The organism is Actinosynnema sp. NPDC050436, from assembly GCF_040655415.1.
Taxonomy (GTDB): Bacteria; Actinomycetota; Actinomycetes; order Mycobacteriales; family Pseudonocardiaceae; genus Actinosynnema.
Map to the genome: position 1 here is coordinate 118,459 of NZ_JBFAJV010000017.1, position 15,008 is coordinate 133,466.

Sequence of the window (15,008 nt, forward strand, 5' to 3'; positions counted from 1 at the left end):
TCTGTCAGCGACAACAGGTGGCGGCGGCGGTGCGACCGTAGTCCACGTACCGACGGCGGGTGAGTACCGCAATTCCTGCCATGTTTCGAGTAGAGCAGTTCGTTCCACATCACGCCAAGGTTTCGGGCTCCTGGTTCCACAGCCTGGGACGCGCCCGGCTATGCTGTCGGCGCGGATGAGTCGGCAGGGCGGTCGCGTCGGCGGGTGTCACGCCCGCCGCCGAGGAAAGTCCGGACTCCACAGGGCAGGGTGGTTGTCAACGGCAACCAGGGGCGACCCTCGGGACAGTGCCACAGAGAACAGACCGCCCCGGCGCGAGCCGGGGTAAGGGTGAAACGGTGGTGTAAGAGACCACCAGCGCCCCCGGTGACGGGGGCGGCTAGGTAAACCCCACCCGGAGCAAGGCCAAGAGGGCGTTCCGACGCCTGCGCAGGCGATCGAGGGCGGCCCGCCCGATGCCTGCGGGTAGGCCGCACGAGCCTGTCGGCGACGGCAGGCCGAGATGGATGGCCGCCCACCGGGACCGCCGCAAGGCGCCCGGGGACAGAATCCGGCTTACAGGCCGACTCATCCGCACCCCTCGCCCCGGCCGCCCACCGGCCGCTCCTTCCGCGCCCGCACCGCTCGTCGCGCCTGGTTCGGCACTCCGCACCGGGCCGTGCGCCGGGTCGGGCGGCCGACGGCCGGCCACGGGGCCGAACGCCGGGTCCGCCGGCCCGCCCGCCGTACCCGCCGATCACCCGAAAACGGGCGCAGGGCGCACTGGTCCGCCTATTGGTCCCTTGTCCCCCAACGTCGTTACAGAAGTGACGCCGATCGAGTGGTCATCGGTATCAGGCCGTACGCGGCCCCGTCCTCCAGCCGAACCGCGGGCCCTGCCCCGCGGTCACGAGGAGGAGGAACCATGTCAGCCACCAAGCGGGCCGCCACCTGGCTCGCCCTGACCGGACTGGTCGGCGCGGCGGCCGTCACCAGCACGGTCACCGCGTCGGCGGCGACGGTCGAACTGCCGGTCTACGCGGTCCGCAGTGCCGGGCTCAGCCCGGAGCAGGCCACCGCGTTACAGCGGGCGTTCGGCCTGAGAAGCGTCGAACGCGACCAGGACGGCTCGGTGTCGTTCACCGACGAGGCCACTTACCTGAAGGTGCCCGGCCTGGACAAGGGCGCGGGCAAGCCCGACGAGGACGGCCTGGGCACCACCCAGACCCAGCTCGACGTCGAAGCGCTCAAGCAGTTGCGCGCGGTCCCGGGCGACGCGGCCGTGAAGAAGGTCCAGGACGCCCTGCGCGCTGCCGGGCTGCTGCCCGCCAACGCCGTGGCCTCCGCGTCCAACACCACGTTCGACGTCGTCGGCACCCAGGGCGAGGTCGTCGTGTCGGCCCCGCTGGACACGGCGGTGTCGTTCGCGTTCTCGCTCGACGGCATCCCGCTGGAGGGCGGCGGCGCGAAGGTCCGGGTCGCCCTGGACGGTCGGGGCGCGGTCTCCGGGCTCGTCTACAGCACGCGGGACCTGGTCAAGTCCGGCACGGTGAAGGTGCTCGACCTGACCGAGGCCCGCGCGCGCTGCGCCAAGGTCTTCGCCGGCGACACCCGGGTCACCGACGTGTCCTACGCCTACGACGCGCCCGCGCTGTCGGAGAAGGCGACCAGGCTGGAGCCGAGCATCCGGTGCACGGGAGTCGACCCGAACAGCGCGACCGTACAGCCGGTCACGCTGCCCGCCGCCGTGGACGGCAAGCTGCCCGAGCCCGGCCCGACCCAGCCGCCGCGCACCGAGTCCCGCTCGGGCGTCTCGCCGCAGTGGGTGAACCGGATCGACGTCGGCAGCGAGGGCACCGGCCGGTGCGCCGGCCTGCCGTGGACCGCGACCGACGTCAACGGCTTCAACAACCAGTTCACCAGCCGGGGCATCCCGGTGCAGTTCAGCTGGCTGGACCAGAACGCGTGGGAGCGCGACTTCAAGGACCCGGCCTTCGCGGGCGGCCAGGACCACGTCTACGCCGACGACGTGGACCTGACCTACTGGCACGGCCGGGGCTCGCCCACCGGGTTCTCCTTCGCCGGGTGCAGCAGCAACACCGACACGTTCCTGTCCAACCGGGACGCCCGCTGGGGCAACCGGGACGTGGAGTGGATGAGCCTGTTCACCGCCTCGGTCCTGCAGACCAGCGCGGGCGGCCAGAACTGGGCGCAGCGGTGGGGCCGGGCGTTCCACGGCCTGCACCAGCTCAACAGCTTCGAGACCGTGTCGTACCACCACTCGGCGCACGGTGCCCGCTACGGCAACTACCTGCTGCGCAACCGCCCGGCCCCGATGAAGGTCCGCGACGCGTGGGCGCAGGCGTCGATCGACACCCAGCCGTCGTGGGTGCGCTGGGCCACCATGGGCCCGATCGGCTACTCGTGGATCGCCAACTTCAACGACTACTTCTGGACCAAGGGCCCCGTCGGCCCGGACACCCTGCCCACCCTCGGCTTCTGGCGGATCTCCGGCTGGAGCTGACCGGCACCCGACCGGCCGGGGCCCTTCCACCGCACTGGGGGTGGAAGGGCCCCGGCCCCCGTCGTCAGAACCGCCACCGGGTCTGGCTGTAGGGGTCCTTGCCGAACCCGAACGCGGTCACCGGCTCGATCCGGAACACCAGCGCCACCCCGTGGGGGTTGGTGAAACCGCCGTCGACCACGTCGAAGTGCCAGTCCGGCCCGTACTTGGCCTCCCACGCCCGCGCCAGCTCCGCCAGCGCGCCCGGGTCGGTGACCCGCTGCGCCCGGCCCTCCGCCACCACGTCCAGGCCGCCGCGCAGCGAGTCGTTGCCGGTGGTGAGCACGACGTTCGGGTTCTCCGCGAGGTTGCGCGCCTTGCGCTCGTCCTGGCCGGTGCAGATGTGCGCGGCCCCGTCGTGCCAGACCGCGAGCAGCGGCGTGACGTGCGGGCGGCCGTCCGGGCGGACCGTCGACAGCCAGTACAGCTCGGCGTCGGCCAGCCGCTCCCGGGCCGCCGGCCACGGGGTGGCGGGCGCGTCGGGGTCGCCGTAGCGGGGGTCGGTGTCGGTGGTGGGCACGAGCACTCCTCACGTCTCAACGGCGCGCGGGTCTTCCCGGCGGCATCCGGTGTACCGGACGGAACGCCTCCCCGCCGTTGAAGCGCCGCTCCAACTCCGCCACGTAGGCCGCCACCGCCGGGTTGACGATGTCCGCGAGGCTGCGCACCCCCGCCGCCGGCACGTACGCGGCGAGGTAGGTCGCCGCCGCCCGCGCCCGCTCCAGCACGTCCTGGTCGAAGTTGACCGTCCGCTGCACCCGCCGCCCCGGGGGAGCGTCCGTGCCGGTAACCTGATCACTGCCCGAGACGGACACGGAGACGGTGATCTCGTTCACTCCGGAGACTGGTTCGGGTGCGGCTTCCGGTGGCTGGGCCATCTGCGAGCCTCCTCGGCGTCGTCACTCCGGGATGCGGTCCGTTCGGGGCAACGTCCCGGCCGAATGGGTCAATCGCTCGGCGGGCTGGACAAGGGGGATCGCGGTCGTGCACACCGTGCGTGACCAGGAAGTTCGCAGTCGGGTGAACTGTCTCAGCAATCGGGAGAATCCAGTGCCGCCGGTTCTCCACCGGCTCCCCTCGACCCATGATGTCTGTGGTCAGATTAGACGTAATCGAGGCTCAGGGGAACGACTATTGATCTACCCAACGCGAACCGACGGATACACCTCGTGACGAAGACGTGTTCTACTCGATAGCGCTCGAACCGGACGCGCACCCCTCGGCCCGCCCGGTAGAAGTCCTGCGTACTCAGGAGTACTGAGATGACCGCCCACACCCTGGTAACACTCGCGCAGCAGACAGAACCCGCCCTGGGCACGGGCGGTGTGCGCCAGTGGATCCTCGACAACCTGGTACCCCTGCTGCTGCTGACCGTCGCGGTCCTGCTGCTGTGGCTGGGCGGCGGCAAGGGCGACAACGCCGGTGTCATGCGCCGACTCGGCGGCGTGATCATCGCGCTCGCCATCATCGGACTGGCGGTGACCACCAACGCCGGGGCGAACATCGGCCAGTGGATCGCCGGCCTGTTCACCGGCGGGTGACCCTTGCGGGTACGCACTGACGACGAGGTCTACCGGGTCGACGCCGTCTGGCTCGGCCCGCCCAAGGCGACCTTCCCGTGGCGTGCGCGCTATGTCGCCTGGGGCGTCGGGATCGTGGTCTTCCTGCTGGTCACGGCGTTGCAGCGGCAGGTCGGCTTCGGCTTCGACTTCATCAACACCGGCTGGGGCTTCGTGATCACGGTCGCGCTGACCCGCTTCATCTGCACCCGCATCAGCCACGAACGCCCGCTGTCGTCGGTCATGACGATGTGGGTGCGTGAGCTGAACTCCCCGCGCGAGACGACCTCGGGCCAGGGCGGCGCGGCCAGCGCCGCCCGGATCCGGGTCAGCCAACACCGGCCTCGGAAACGTCCTTCCGAGAAGGGGGCGAAACGCTCGGCGCGCGCCACCCGATCACAGCACCGCAGGCAGCCAGACCGCCGTAAGAAGGAGGTTCGCGGTGTTCGGACGCCGGCGTGACCACAGCCGACGTTCCGCAGCGCAGCACGTGGCCCAGCACGCCGCTGCCGCACGGGACGACCGGAAGGTCTACTCCAAGCGTGGCCGACGCCTGCCCGGTGAGCAGGCGGTGCCCAGCTACACCCCGTCGATCGCCGCGCGCAGCATCGACGGCCACCTGCTGCGCACCGGCCAGGAGGTGTACGCCTGGTACAAGCTCGCCCCGCAGCGCTGGTCGTTCCGCTCCGACTCGCAGCGCCAGGACCTGATCGCCGCGATCGCCGGCCAGTACGCCGAGCTGCAGGGCCGGTGGATGCACCTGCGGGTGACCACCCGGCCCTACCCGATCCGGATGTGGGCCGAGGCGCACGTGCACAACGCGGTGCGCCGGCTGCCCGACACCCCCGGCACGCTGTCGTTCGACGACTACATGGTCGGCGAGCAGCAGCAGCTCATGGGCCGCTCCATGGCCGAGAAAGAGGTCTACCTGGGCGTCCAGGTGCAGACCCGGAACATGATGGACCGCGCCGTCGAGCGCGCCGCGCCCGTCCTGCGCAAGGTCTTCCCGGACGCCGTCGACGCCGAGCTGGTCGCCATCGAGTCCGAGGTCGACCACCTCGACCAGGTGATCGGCTCCGCCGGGCTCGAAGGCCGGCCCGTCACGGCCGAGGAGATGTCCTGGCTGATGCACCGGTCGTGCTCGCTGGGCCTGCCCGCGCCGCGCAACCTGCCCGCCGTGCCCGGGGCGCCGTGGGAACCCGAGGACCTGGCCTCGTTCACCGACGCCGCCGACTTCCACCAGGAGCCGTACTCGCCGACCGTGACCGTGCGCGGTCGCACCGGCTCCAACGCCGGCATCAAGCGGCACGTCGCCGTGCTCACCGTCGGCCTCATGCACGGCCTGCAGATCCCCGAGGTCGACGACCCGTGGGTGCAGCGCTCCGACCGGCTGCCCGCCGCCGTCGAGTGGTCCGCCCGCATCTACGTGCGGCGGCCCGAAGAGGTCTCCGGCGAGCTGACCCGGCAGATGAACAAGGTCCGCTCCCAGGTGCGGCACTACACCGACGAGCACGAGCTCGAACCACCCCAGTCGCTGGCCCGCCAGGCGTCCCGGGTGCTGGAGATCGACGACGAGATGACGTCGGGCTTCACCGCGCTCGGCACCCGCGTCCGGTCGTGGTGGCGGCTCGCCGTCTCCGGCCCGACCGAGCGCGAGGCGCTGCGCCTGGCCCAGGCCCTGCTCGACCTGTACAAGCCGAAGGTGGCGATCGAGCACCCCGAGGCCCAGTACGCCATCGCCCGCGAGTTCATCCCCGGCGAACCGCTGTCCTCCTCCGCCTACCTGCGGCGCGGCTCCGTGCTGTGGGCGGCCTCGTCCGTGCCCACCGCCACCGCCGAGGTCGGTGACCGGCGCGGCATCCTGCTCGGCGAGACCGTCACCGCCACCCGCCGGCCCGTCGCCTGGGACCCGTGGATGGCGCAGGAGCTCCGCGACGCCTCCGGCCTGTCCGCCATGGTCGCGGGCCTCGGCGCGGGCAAGTCGTTCCTCGGCGGCGGCATCGTCTACAAGACGCTGCGCTCCGGCGCGCACTGGACGCTGCTCGACCCGTCCGGCCCGCTCGCCGCCCTGTGCGAGCTGCCCGAGCTCAAGCCGTACGCGCGGCCGATCAACCTGCTCAACGCCCAGCCCGGCATCCTCAACCCGTACCGGGTGGTCGCCGAACCCCAGCTCGACCACTTCCTCGACGAGGAGGACGCCGAGCGGGCGTGGCGCCGCGAACGCGCCCTGGCCGCCGCCACCCGCCGCCGCCTCGTGCTCGACGTGCTCACCGGCCTGCTGCCGTTCGAGGTCGCCCGGCTGCCGCAGACCAGGATCGTGCTGCTGCGCGCCGTGCGCACGGTCGGCGGACGCCCCGACGCCCACCCCGGCCAGGTCTTCGAAGCGCTGCGCCGCGACGCGTCCGAGCACCACGAGCACGCCGTCGTCGTCGCCGACTTCCTCGACGAGATGCGCGAGCGCATGTCGCTGCTCATCCCCGAGCAGGACGCCGACCCGTACAACGAGCAGCGCGACGACCGCCTCACCGTCCTCACCATGGCGGGCCTCAACCTGCCCAAGGACGGCGTCGGCCGCGAGCACTGGACCGACGCCGAAGCCCTCGGCGTCGAGATGCTCAACCTCGCCGCGTGGCTCACCCAGCGGTCCATCTACGAACGCCCGAAGGACCTCCGCAAGGGCGTGTGGATCGACGAGGCGTTCTTCCTGTCCGAAGTCCCCACGGGCCGCGTCCTGATGAACCGCTTCGCCCGCGACTCCCGCAAGTGGAACGTCCGCGTCCTGCTGTCCTCCCAGATCCCCGCCGACTTCCTCAAGATCCAGGGCTTCGTCACCCTGCTCGACTCGGTGTTCGTCGGCCGGCTGGACGACGACCAGGCCCAGGCCGACGCGCTGCGCCTGCTCAAGGTCCCGGTCGGCGCGGGCTACGAACAGGTCGTGGCCTCCCTCGGCCGCCGCCCCGGAGGCGTGCGCAACAACACCGAACGCGACCGAGCCCCGCGCCAGTTCATCTTCGGCGACGGCGCGGGCGGCGTCGAACGCATCCGCATCGACTTCTCCGGCCCGCACCTCGAACACCTCCGCAACTCCCTGGACACCACCCCCGACGCCCTCCGCGACGGCCCGGACCAGGGCGAGGTGGAACTCTCGTCCCCGCCCCAGGACCCCTTCGCCTACGCCGAAGACCTCACCGACGAGTACGACGACGAACTCGCAGCCGACCTGGAAGTCGGCCTGGTCGACCCCGAACTGGTCGACTCCACCCACGGCGAGGGAGGAACCCGCCGGCCGGGCCGGGAAGGTGCCGCATGAGCACCCTCCTGCTCGCGGCAGCCATCGCCGCCGCGCTCTACGCGCGGCGGCGGTTCAGACGGGAAGCCACGACCACCCCCGCCGCCCCGCGCGGCGGGCGGTGGCGGGCGATGGCGGTCGTGATCGCCATCGTCGGTCTGCAGGCCGTGGTCGGCGCGGCACCCGCCCAGGCGGCCGGCTGCGGTGAAGCACCCATCCCCGAGCGGCCCGGCTCCGGCATGGTCGGCGCGATCGACCCGTCCATCGGCAACGGCGTCAAGGACTCCCCGTACCTCACCTACGGGTACGCGGGCATGGTGTGGCACACGTACCAGGAGAAGTGCGTGGTGCCCAACGCCTCCCCGGTGCTCGACACGTGGGCGGGCAACCAGCTCTTCAACGTCGGCAAGAACATCGTCGGCGCGACCAACGCCCTGCACTACACCGTCGTCGGCCAAGGGCTGCTCCAGCCGCTGGACCAGGCGGTCAAGGACGGCGTGCAGAAGGTCTACGACAACGTCTACCTGCGCTGGTTCGGCCTCGTCGCACTGGTGCTCGCGGTCCTCATGTTCCGCCAGATCTGGCAGGGCGACCTGGCCGCGATCAGCAAGCGCGGCCTGTGGGCGCTGGCCGCCATGTGGCTGGCCACCTCGACCCTCGCGCTGCCCCAGTTCTACGACCTGCTCGACAGCACGCTGGTCACCAAGACCTCCGAGATCCAGGCCGGCTTCATCGACGTCGAAGCGGGCAAGGACAACCTCGACGTCCTGCCCTCCCGCCTGCACGACTCGGTGGTGTACCAGAGCTGGCTGCGCGGCGAGTTCGGCTCGCCGGAAGCGCCGCAGGCCACCGAGTTCGGCCCCAAGGTGCTCGCCGTCCAGGCGTGGTCCGTGCAGGAGATCGCAGACCACAAGGACGGCGACCAGACGGCGCTGGACGCCAAACGCACCGAGTACAAGAACATCTACACCCAGCTCGGCCCCGCCCAGGCGTCCTTCAGCGGCGAGTCCGGCGGACGCACCGGCGCGGGCTTCCTGTCCCTGCTCCAGGCCGTCGCCTACTCGCTGTTCCAGCTGTTCGCCAAGGCCGCCGTGCTCCTCGCCCAGCTCCTGTTGCGCGTGCTCACCCTCGCCGGCCCGCTCATCGGCCTGGTCGCGCTGCTGCACCACGAACTGCTGCGCAAGGTCGGCCGCGCGGTCGCCGTCACCGTCTTCAACGTGCTCATCCTGGCCGTCCTGGCGGGCACCCACGCACTGCTGCTCCAGGCGATCTTCAACGCCAACGGGCTGTCGCTGCTGACCCGGACGCTGCTCGGGCTCATGCTCACCCTGGTCTGCTTCATGATCGGCAAACCGCTGCGCCGCATGTGGCAGATGGTGGAGATGTCGGTCGGCTCGGCCAGCAACGCCCTGCCCATGCGCGGCGGTCTGCTGTCCCGCCTGCGCCGCAAGAAGGACGCCGGGCCCTCGCCCCAGGAGGAGTTCTGGGACACCGTCCGCGACACCGACCCCGATGGTCCTGAGGTGCCGCAGCGCGGCCGGGGTCGCATCCGGCCCGAGGCGGCCAACCCGGTCGTCGCCACCGCGCACCGGCTCGACCGCACGGGCGGACCGGCCCAACTCGACCCCGGCAGCGGCGGCCGCGGGCGGGTCGCGCTGCCCGTCGGCGGGCACGACGGCCCCGCCGCGCTGACGTCCGGCCGGTCCCGGGTCGTCGACACGCCGCCCGTCGCGGACCGCAACTGGGACCGCCTCGACGACGCCGTCCTGGTGCCGTCGCGGGTGACCAACGGCTTCACCCGGCTCTCCGACGGACCGGTCGTGCCGGGCCCGAGGCGAGCCGAGACCGAAGTGGTAGCGGGTAGGCAGGTGCACGTGATCTACCGGCCCTCGCGCGGACTCGAAGTCAGGGACAGCTGATGCCGATCAGGACAAACCGGGGGCGCGCGGCGGTCTACCGCCGCCTGTGGGGGTGGCCGCTGCGGTCGCCCCGGCACTTGGTCGCCACCGTCGTCGGACTCATCGCGCTGGTCATCACGGCCGGCATCGTGTTCGACCACACCGTCGGGTCGACGTCCTCCGCCGCACCCGGCACCACCACCGGCAAGCCGGCCGTCCCCGGCTCCGGCAACCAGATCGGCGTGCTGCCGCCCACCGGCACCACGACGCCGCTGCCGACCAAGGCGGCGAGCCCGACCGCCGCCGCCTCGTCGGCACCCGTCACCGCCGACGCCCAACTCGTCGCCGAGAGCTGGATCGACGCCTGGCTCGCCCACCCGCCCGGCACCACCAACGCCAAGTGGCTCGGCGGCCTCAAGCCGTGGACGTCCGACGAACTGCTGCCCACGCTCCAGTCCGTCGACCCCGCCAACGTCCCCAAGGAGATCAAGAGCCCCGTCAAGGCGACCCGGTCCACCACCGATTCGGTCGATTTCGAAGCCGACCTGGAAACCGGCAAGCTCGTGCTGACCGTGGCCAAGCTGCCCGAGGGCTGGCGCGTGCACAAGTACAGCAGGGTGGGCTGACATGCTGAAGATCGCGCTGGTCGTCGCGGCGGTCGCCGCCGTGGTCGCGGTCACCGTGACCAACGGCGTGTCGACGGTGGTCAACGGGACGACGCCGAACGAAGGGGCGGTCGGCATCCGCAACGTCGGCTGCAACGCGTCCATCGGCCCGTGGGAGGGCGGCGGCGCCGAGAAGGGCCAGAACGACGCGAGCCGGCTCGACGAGGAGCAGCGCGGCACCGTCGCCAAGATCATCTCGATCGGCCAGGAGCGCAAGCTGCCGCCGCTCGCGTGGCAGGTCGCCATCCAGGCCGGCATGACCGAGTCCGGGCTGCGCAGCCTCGACTACGGCGACCGCGACTCACTCGGCATCTTCCAGATGCGCCCCTCCATGGGCTGGGGCTCGGCTGCCCAGGTCACCGACCCGGTGTACGCGATCAACAAGTTCTACGACGTGCTGCTCAACGTCTCCGGCTGGGAGGACCGGCGGCCCGGTGACTCGGCGCAGGCGGTCGAGCGCTCGGCGTTCCCCGACCGGTACCACAACTGGGAGGCCATGGCCGCCTTCCTCATCGGCGACCTCGGCAACGTGGTCGACCCGGCCGGCTGCGGCCAGGCCGTCGGCGACTTCCTGCTCGCCTCCGGGGCCGCCGCCACCGCCATCGAGTTCACCAAGCAGCAGCTCGGCGAGCCGTACCTGTGGGGCGGCAACGGGCCTGACCAGTGGGACTGCTCGGGCATCCTGGTCAAGGCGTTCGCCGAGGCCGGCGTGAAGATCCCGCGCGTGGCGAACGACCAGTACGTGGCCGGCGGCGCGCACCTCCCCGTGCGGGAGGCCAAAGCAGGTGATCTCATCTTCTGGGCGACCAACACGGCCGAGCCGGTCACCGTGCACCACGTGGCCATGTACCTGGGCAACGACGAGTACATCCACGCACCCCAGACCGGGGACGTGGTGAAGATCAGCAAGATCAACTGGGACTACCACGAGTTGATGCCACTGGCCGTCCGGCCGGGCGTGTGATCGTGTGAGGGAGGCACCACCGATGTTCACCCCCGACCCCATCCAGCGCCACGCCGGCCCGCCCGCGTCCAGCACGCCGCTGCGCGACTACCTCTCGGCCCTGCCGCCCGGGGTGGACGGGTCCTACGCCGTGCTGCCGAGGTCGCTGGTCGAAGCGATGCCGCTGCCGTGGCAGCAGCAGATGACCCACCTGATGGCCGAGTTCCACCGCTCCTTCGCCCACCTGGGCTGGCCGGTGTACCGGGTCATCCCGTCCAGGCGGGAGCGCCTGGTGGACCTGGACGAGGAGCAGCTGGCCGAGGTCGGCGCGATCATGGAGATCGACGCGGACGGCGAACTCGTCTACCGCGACCGCAGCGGGACCCGGATCGACGACCCGGAGAACCGGGTGGTCCTGGTGTCGGTGCTGGACCCGATCCCCGGCGACTACGCCAACGCGAACCAGAACACCCCGGCACGAGGCTTCCCGGTGCCCCAACAGCCGCACCCGATCTCCGGCCCGCTGCCGGTGCAGTCCCCGCACCAGCGCTGACCTCCAGCGCTGAGCACCAAGGCCGGCCTCGAGCGCTGACCTCCGGGGCGGCCCCGCGCGGGTCGCCCACCCAGATGGGCGACCGCAGACCCCGCTCTTTCGGGTGATCAAGCCGGGGAATCGCCGAAATATGTACGGAAACGGTGTTCCGGATACTCGGGTGAAACATGGAACCCCGCGAACACCGACCCACCCCCTTCTCCCGCCTGACCACGTGGCTCCACCGACCGCACCCCACCTCCACCGCCGACCGCACCGCCGCCCACCACGCCACTGGCTATGACGCCGCAGACCAACCGCCCCACCCACACCTCCCAACCTGCCCGGCCGCCCCAAGCCTCCAGCCCTGCCCAGCGGCCCCACGCTCCCAGCCCTGCCCGGCCGCCCAGCGCCCCCAGCCCTGCCCGGTCCGCCACGGCCGCAAGACCTGGCCGCCCCGCCAGCGCGCGACCCCCTGGCCGCCGTGCCCCCGCGCCGCCACGCGCCTGACGCGCCCGCGCCGCGCGACGCAGGCGCAATCCGCCCGCGCCCGCCTGTCCGGTCTCCTGTCCGCCCGCCTGTCCGGCCGCTTGGCCGCACTACGCGCGATGATCCGGCCGGCGATCCGACGCCACGCGACCCGGCCGGCCGCGCCGAGGCTCGCAAACCGGCCCTCGACTCGGCTGGCAGCTCTGCGGCCCGTGGACTGGTCGGCACCGATCCGGTCGTGGGTCGCGGTCGTCAAGCGGCTTGCGCCCGCGTCGTGCACCCAGGTCCCCGGCAGCCCGGACGTCTCGGCGCTCAAGCCGTGCCGGACGTTGGACATCTGCCTCGCCTCGCTCATCCGCACCCAGCTGCGCGCCACCACACCGCTGCGGACCTGGCTGTCCTGGCGTCCCGGAACGGGTGATACCAGGGTTCGGCGCTGCAAGATGTGGGGGTGAGGCGCACCCTGGTCGCCATGGCGCACTTCGAGGCTAGTGGCGGCACGCCTGGCCCGACGCAGTCGCTCGCGACGCTCGGCCAGTCGAAGGGGCTGCGGATCACGTTCGGCGTGATCACGGTGCTGATCGGGCTGCTGGTGCTGCTCTGGCCCGGCATCACGATCCTCACGGCGGCCGTGCTGTTCGGCGTCCAGCTGCTCATCACCGGTGTGTTCTGGCTGGTCAGCACGTTCACGGCGGACGGGGCGGGCACCGGTCACCGGGTGTTGTTCGCGGTGTCGGGGCTGCTGTCGCTGCTCGCCGGCATCCTGTGCCTGCGCTCGCCGTTCCAGACGATCGCCGTCCTGGCGCTGCTGCTCGGCGCGATCTGGGTGGTCGGCGGGGTGGCCGAGATCTTCCACGGCTTCGGCACCAGCGGCTGGGCGGTGTTCTCGGGCGTGGTCACGGTGATCGCCGGCATCGTCGTCCTGGTCGCGCCGCTGACGAGCATGGTCGCGCTGGCCTGGCTGTTCGGCATCACGCTGCTGGTGCTCGGCGTCCTGAGCATCGCGGCTGCCGTGTCGGACGGCCGTGCCTCCGCCGCCAAGCAGACCACCGACGCCAAGCACGCCACCGGCCCCGGCGACCCGACCGGAACCGGCCACGCCGCACCCGCCTGACCGCCGGACATGCACCTACGGCCGGACAAGCATCTACGGCCAGACAGGCACCTACCGCCGGACGAGCGCACCAGCAGCTACCGCCGCACGCCCCCGTCACCGCGCGCCTTGGCCGGACCTCGCCACGAAGCGGAGGTCCGGCCAAGGCGCGTTGCACGTGCCACGAAGGCCGGGCTGCGCGGACATCAACAGCGCCGGCCCCCGAAAATTGCGAGTCAGCCTTCGCGCCAGCCGCTCGTGATGGGGAGGCGGCGGTCGCGGCCGAATGCCTTGAACGTGATCTTCGTGCCCGGCGGGTACTGCCGCCGCTTGTACTCGGCGCGGTCCACCATGCGGAGCACCTTGTCGACCAGTTCGTGGGCGAAGCCCATGGCGATCAGGTCGTGGTAGCCCTTGTCGCCCTCGACGTAGTCGTCCAGCACGGAGTCCAGCAGCTCGTAGTCGGGCAGCGAGTCGGTGTCCACCTGGCCCGGCCGCAGCTCGGCCGACGGGGGCTTGCTGATCGAGTTCTCCGGGATGGGCGGCAGCTCGCCGAGCTTCTCCGCCTGCGCGTTGCGCCACCGCGCCAGGTCCCACACGAGGGTCTTCAGCACGTCCTTGATCGGCGCGAACCCGCCCACCGCGTCGCCGTAGATGGTCGAGTACCCGACCGCCAGCTCCGTCTTGTTGCCGGTGGCGAGCACGAGGTGACCGTGCTGGTTCGACAGCCCCATCAGGGTGACGCCCCGGCAGCGCGCCTGCACGTTCTCCTCGGCCAGGCCGGTCAGCCCGAGCTGGTCGACGAAGATCTTCACCATGTCCGCGATCGGCTGCACCTCGTAGTGCACGCCGGTCCGCTGGACCAGGTCGTAGGCGTCGGACTTCGAGTGGTCCGACGAGTACACCGAGGGCATCGACACGCCGTAGACCGCGTCCGCGCCCAGCGCGTCGACGGCCAGCGCCGCCACGACCGCCGAGTCGATCCCGCCGGACAGCCCCAGCACGACCGAGCGGAAGCCGTTCTTGTGCGTGTAGTCGCGCAACCCGGTGACGAGTGCGTGCCACACCTCGGCCTCGTCGGACAGCGGTTCGGCCGCTGCGGGCACGGGCAGCGGCTCGTACCCCGAGACCGGTTCTGCCGACAACGTCCGCCGCCGCACGGTGAACCCGTTGACCTCACCCTCGGCCCGGTCCGTTCCGCCGGGCAGGTCGAGGTCGAGCACGACCAGGTGCTCCACGAACTGCGGCGCGCGCGTCACAAGTTCACCCGATGAGGTGACCACCATCGAGTCGCCGTCGAACACCAGCTCGTCCTGCCCGCCGACCAGGTTCACGTAGGCCAGGGGAGCACCGGCCTCGGCCGCGCGGCGGGCCACCAGCGGCAGCCGGGCGTCGTCCTTCTTCCGCTCGTAAGGCGAGGCGTTGGGCGACACGACCAGGTCGACCCCGGCCGCCCCGAGCGCGGCGATCGGCCCGCCGTCCTGCCACAGGTCCTCGCAGATCACCATGCCGACCTCGACCCCGTGCAGCCGCACGACGTCCAGCGAGTCGCCCGACGTGAAGTACCGCCGCTCGTCGAACACGCCGTAGTTGGGCAGGTGGTGCTTGTGCTGCCGCGCGACGACCTCGCCGCCGTGCAGCACCGCCGCCGCGTTGCGCACGCCGCGCTCGTCGCGGTCGAGGTAGCCGACGAACACCGCCAGCCCACCGCACCCGGCCTGGTCCAGCCGCGTGGCCAACTCCGCCAGCGCCGCCCGCGACGCCTCGGCGAACGACTCCCGCAGCGCCAGGTCCTCGACCGGGTACCCGGTCAGCACCATCTCGGGGAAGACCACCAGGTGCGCGCCGGACTCGGCGGCCTTGCGGGACCAGTCCACGACGAGTTCGGCGTTGCCCGCCAGGTCGCCGACACAGGCGTTGACCTGGGCGAGAGCGAGTCGGAGCTGAGGCATGTCCGCATTCTCGCTCACGTGGGGCGGTCGTGGTGGACGTTGTGGC

General features: G+C 71.6%; 13 protein-coding genes and 1 other RNA gene. 11 read left to right on the forward strand and 3 right to left on the reverse strand.

Annotated features, from left to right (window positions below; all coding sequences use genetic code 11):
- Nucleotides 1–176 precede the first annotated feature (176 nt).
- An RNA gene (rnpB, locus tag AB0I60_RS31710) (RNase P RNA component class A) lies at nt 177–574 on the forward strand.
- Nucleotides 575–904: 330 nt separating this feature from the next.
- Nucleotides 905–2,503, forward strand: coding sequence for a DUF6345 domain-containing protein (locus AB0I60_RS31715; RefSeq protein WP_360736290.1), 1,599 nt, complete (start codon nt 905–907; stop codon nt 2,501–2,503).
- Nucleotides 2,504–2,567: 64 nt separating this feature from the next.
- Here the strand turns inward: AB0I60_RS31715 and AB0I60_RS31720 are convergent, their stop codons facing one another.
- Nucleotides 2,568–3,062 (reverse strand): pyridoxamine 5'-phosphate oxidase family protein, encoded by a 495-nt coding sequence (locus AB0I60_RS31720; protein ID WP_360736292.1) that lies wholly within the window; start codon nt 3,060–3,062, stop codon nt 2,568–2,570.
- Nucleotides 3,063–3,078: 16 nt separating this feature from the next.
- Nucleotides 3,079–3,378, reverse strand: a complete 300-nt coding sequence (locus tag AB0I60_RS31725; protein ID WP_360736295.1) for a hypothetical protein — start codon at nt 3,376–3,378, stop codon at nt 3,079–3,081.
- 426 nt (nt 3,379–3,804) lie between these two features.
- Here AB0I60_RS31725 and AB0I60_RS31730 point away from each other — a divergent pair, with 426 nt between their 5' ends.
- The 9 genes from AB0I60_RS31730 to AB0I60_RS31770 all read left to right on the forward strand — a co-directional run bounded on the left by AB0I60_RS31730 (nt 3,805) and on the right by AB0I60_RS31770 (nt 13,031).
- Nucleotides 3,805–4,083, forward strand: coding sequence for a hypothetical protein (locus AB0I60_RS31730; protein ID WP_015098413.1), 279 nt, complete (start codon nt 3,805–3,807; stop codon nt 4,081–4,083).
- A 3-nt stretch (nt 4,084–4,086) separates the two neighbouring features.
- Entirely contained in the window at nt 4,087–4,563 is a 477-nt protein-coding gene (locus tag AB0I60_RS31735; protein ID WP_360736298.1) for a hypothetical protein, read from the forward strand.
- Nucleotides 4,564–4,591: 28 nt separating this feature from the next.
- Nucleotides 4,592–7,411, forward strand: coding sequence for an ATP-binding protein (locus tag AB0I60_RS31740; RefSeq protein WP_360736365.1), 2,820 nt, complete (start codon nt 4,592–4,594; stop codon nt 7,409–7,411).
- Nucleotides 7,408–9,309 carry a hypothetical protein gene (locus tag AB0I60_RS31745; protein ID WP_360736300.1) on the forward strand — a complete coding sequence of 634 codons (1,902 nt, stop codon included), beginning with the start codon at nt 7,408–7,410 and terminating at the stop codon, nt 9,307–9,309. Before AB0I60_RS31740 ends, AB0I60_RS31745 begins: the two co-directional genes overlap by 4 nt.
- Entirely contained in the window at nt 9,309–9,914 is a 606-nt protein-coding gene (locus AB0I60_RS31750) for a hypothetical protein (RefSeq protein WP_360736302.1), read from the forward strand. Before AB0I60_RS31745 ends, AB0I60_RS31750 begins: the two co-directional genes overlap by 1 nt.
- A gap of 1 nt (nt 9,915) precedes the next feature.
- Nucleotides 9,916–10,917, forward strand: coding sequence for a C40 family peptidase (locus AB0I60_RS31755; RefSeq protein WP_360736305.1), 1,002 nt, complete (start codon nt 9,916–9,918; stop codon nt 10,915–10,917).
- A gap of 22 nt (nt 10,918–10,939) precedes the next feature.
- A complete protein-coding gene (locus AB0I60_RS31760; RefSeq protein ID WP_360736307.1) occupies nt 10,940–11,449 on the forward strand; it encodes a hypothetical protein in 510 nt (169 codons plus the stop codon).
- A 680-nt stretch (nt 11,450–12,129) separates the two neighbouring features.
- The gene (locus AB0I60_RS31765; protein ID WP_360736310.1) at nt 12,130–12,372 is read left to right on the forward strand and encodes a hypothetical protein; all 243 of its coding nucleotides are present in this window, start codon (nt 12,130–12,132) and stop codon (nt 12,370–12,372) included.
- Nucleotides 12,369–13,031: an HdeD family acid-resistance protein gene (locus AB0I60_RS31770; RefSeq protein ID WP_360736312.1), complete on the forward strand. Its 663-nt coding sequence runs from the start codon at nt 12,369–12,371 to the stop codon at nt 13,029–13,031. Before AB0I60_RS31765 ends, AB0I60_RS31770 begins: the two co-directional genes overlap by 4 nt.
- Before the next feature lie 215 nt (nt 13,032–13,246).
- On the opposite strand, the gene AB0I60_RS31775 is transcribed toward AB0I60_RS31770, so the two are convergent.
- Entirely contained in the window at nt 13,247–14,962 is a 1,716-nt protein-coding gene (locus tag AB0I60_RS31775) for an NAD+ synthase (RefSeq protein ID WP_360736313.1), read from the reverse strand.
- Nucleotides 14,963–15,008: the final 46 nt, after the last annotated feature.

Bases quoted from the DNA above. Each gene is read 5' to 3' on its own strand.
- AB0I60_RS31715 (WP_360736290.1), top strand. From the start codon at position 905: ATGTCAGCCACCAAGCGGGCCGCCACCTGGCTCGCCCTGACCGGACTG.
- AB0I60_RS31730 (WP_015098413.1), top strand. From the start codon at position 3,805: ATGACCGCCCACACCCTGGTAACACTCGCGCAGCAGACAGAACCCGCC.
- AB0I60_RS31745 (WP_360736300.1), top strand. From the start codon at position 7,408: ATGAGCACCCTCCTGCTCGCGGCAGCCATCGCCGCCGCGCTCTACGCG.
- AB0I60_RS31750 (WP_360736302.1), top strand. From the start codon at position 9,309: ATGCCGATCAGGACAAACCGGGGGCGCGCGGCGGTCTACCGCCGCCTG.
- AB0I60_RS31755 (WP_360736305.1), top strand. From the start codon at position 9,916: ATGCTGAAGATCGCGCTGGTCGTCGCGGCGGTCGCCGCCGTGGTCGCG.
- AB0I60_RS31760 (WP_360736307.1), top strand. From the start codon at position 10,940: ATGTTCACCCCCGACCCCATCCAGCGCCACGCCGGCCCGCCCGCGTCC.
- AB0I60_RS31775 (WP_360736313.1), bottom strand. From the start codon at position 14,962: ATGCCTCAGCTCCGACTCGCTCTCGCCCAGGTCAACGCCTGTGTCGGC.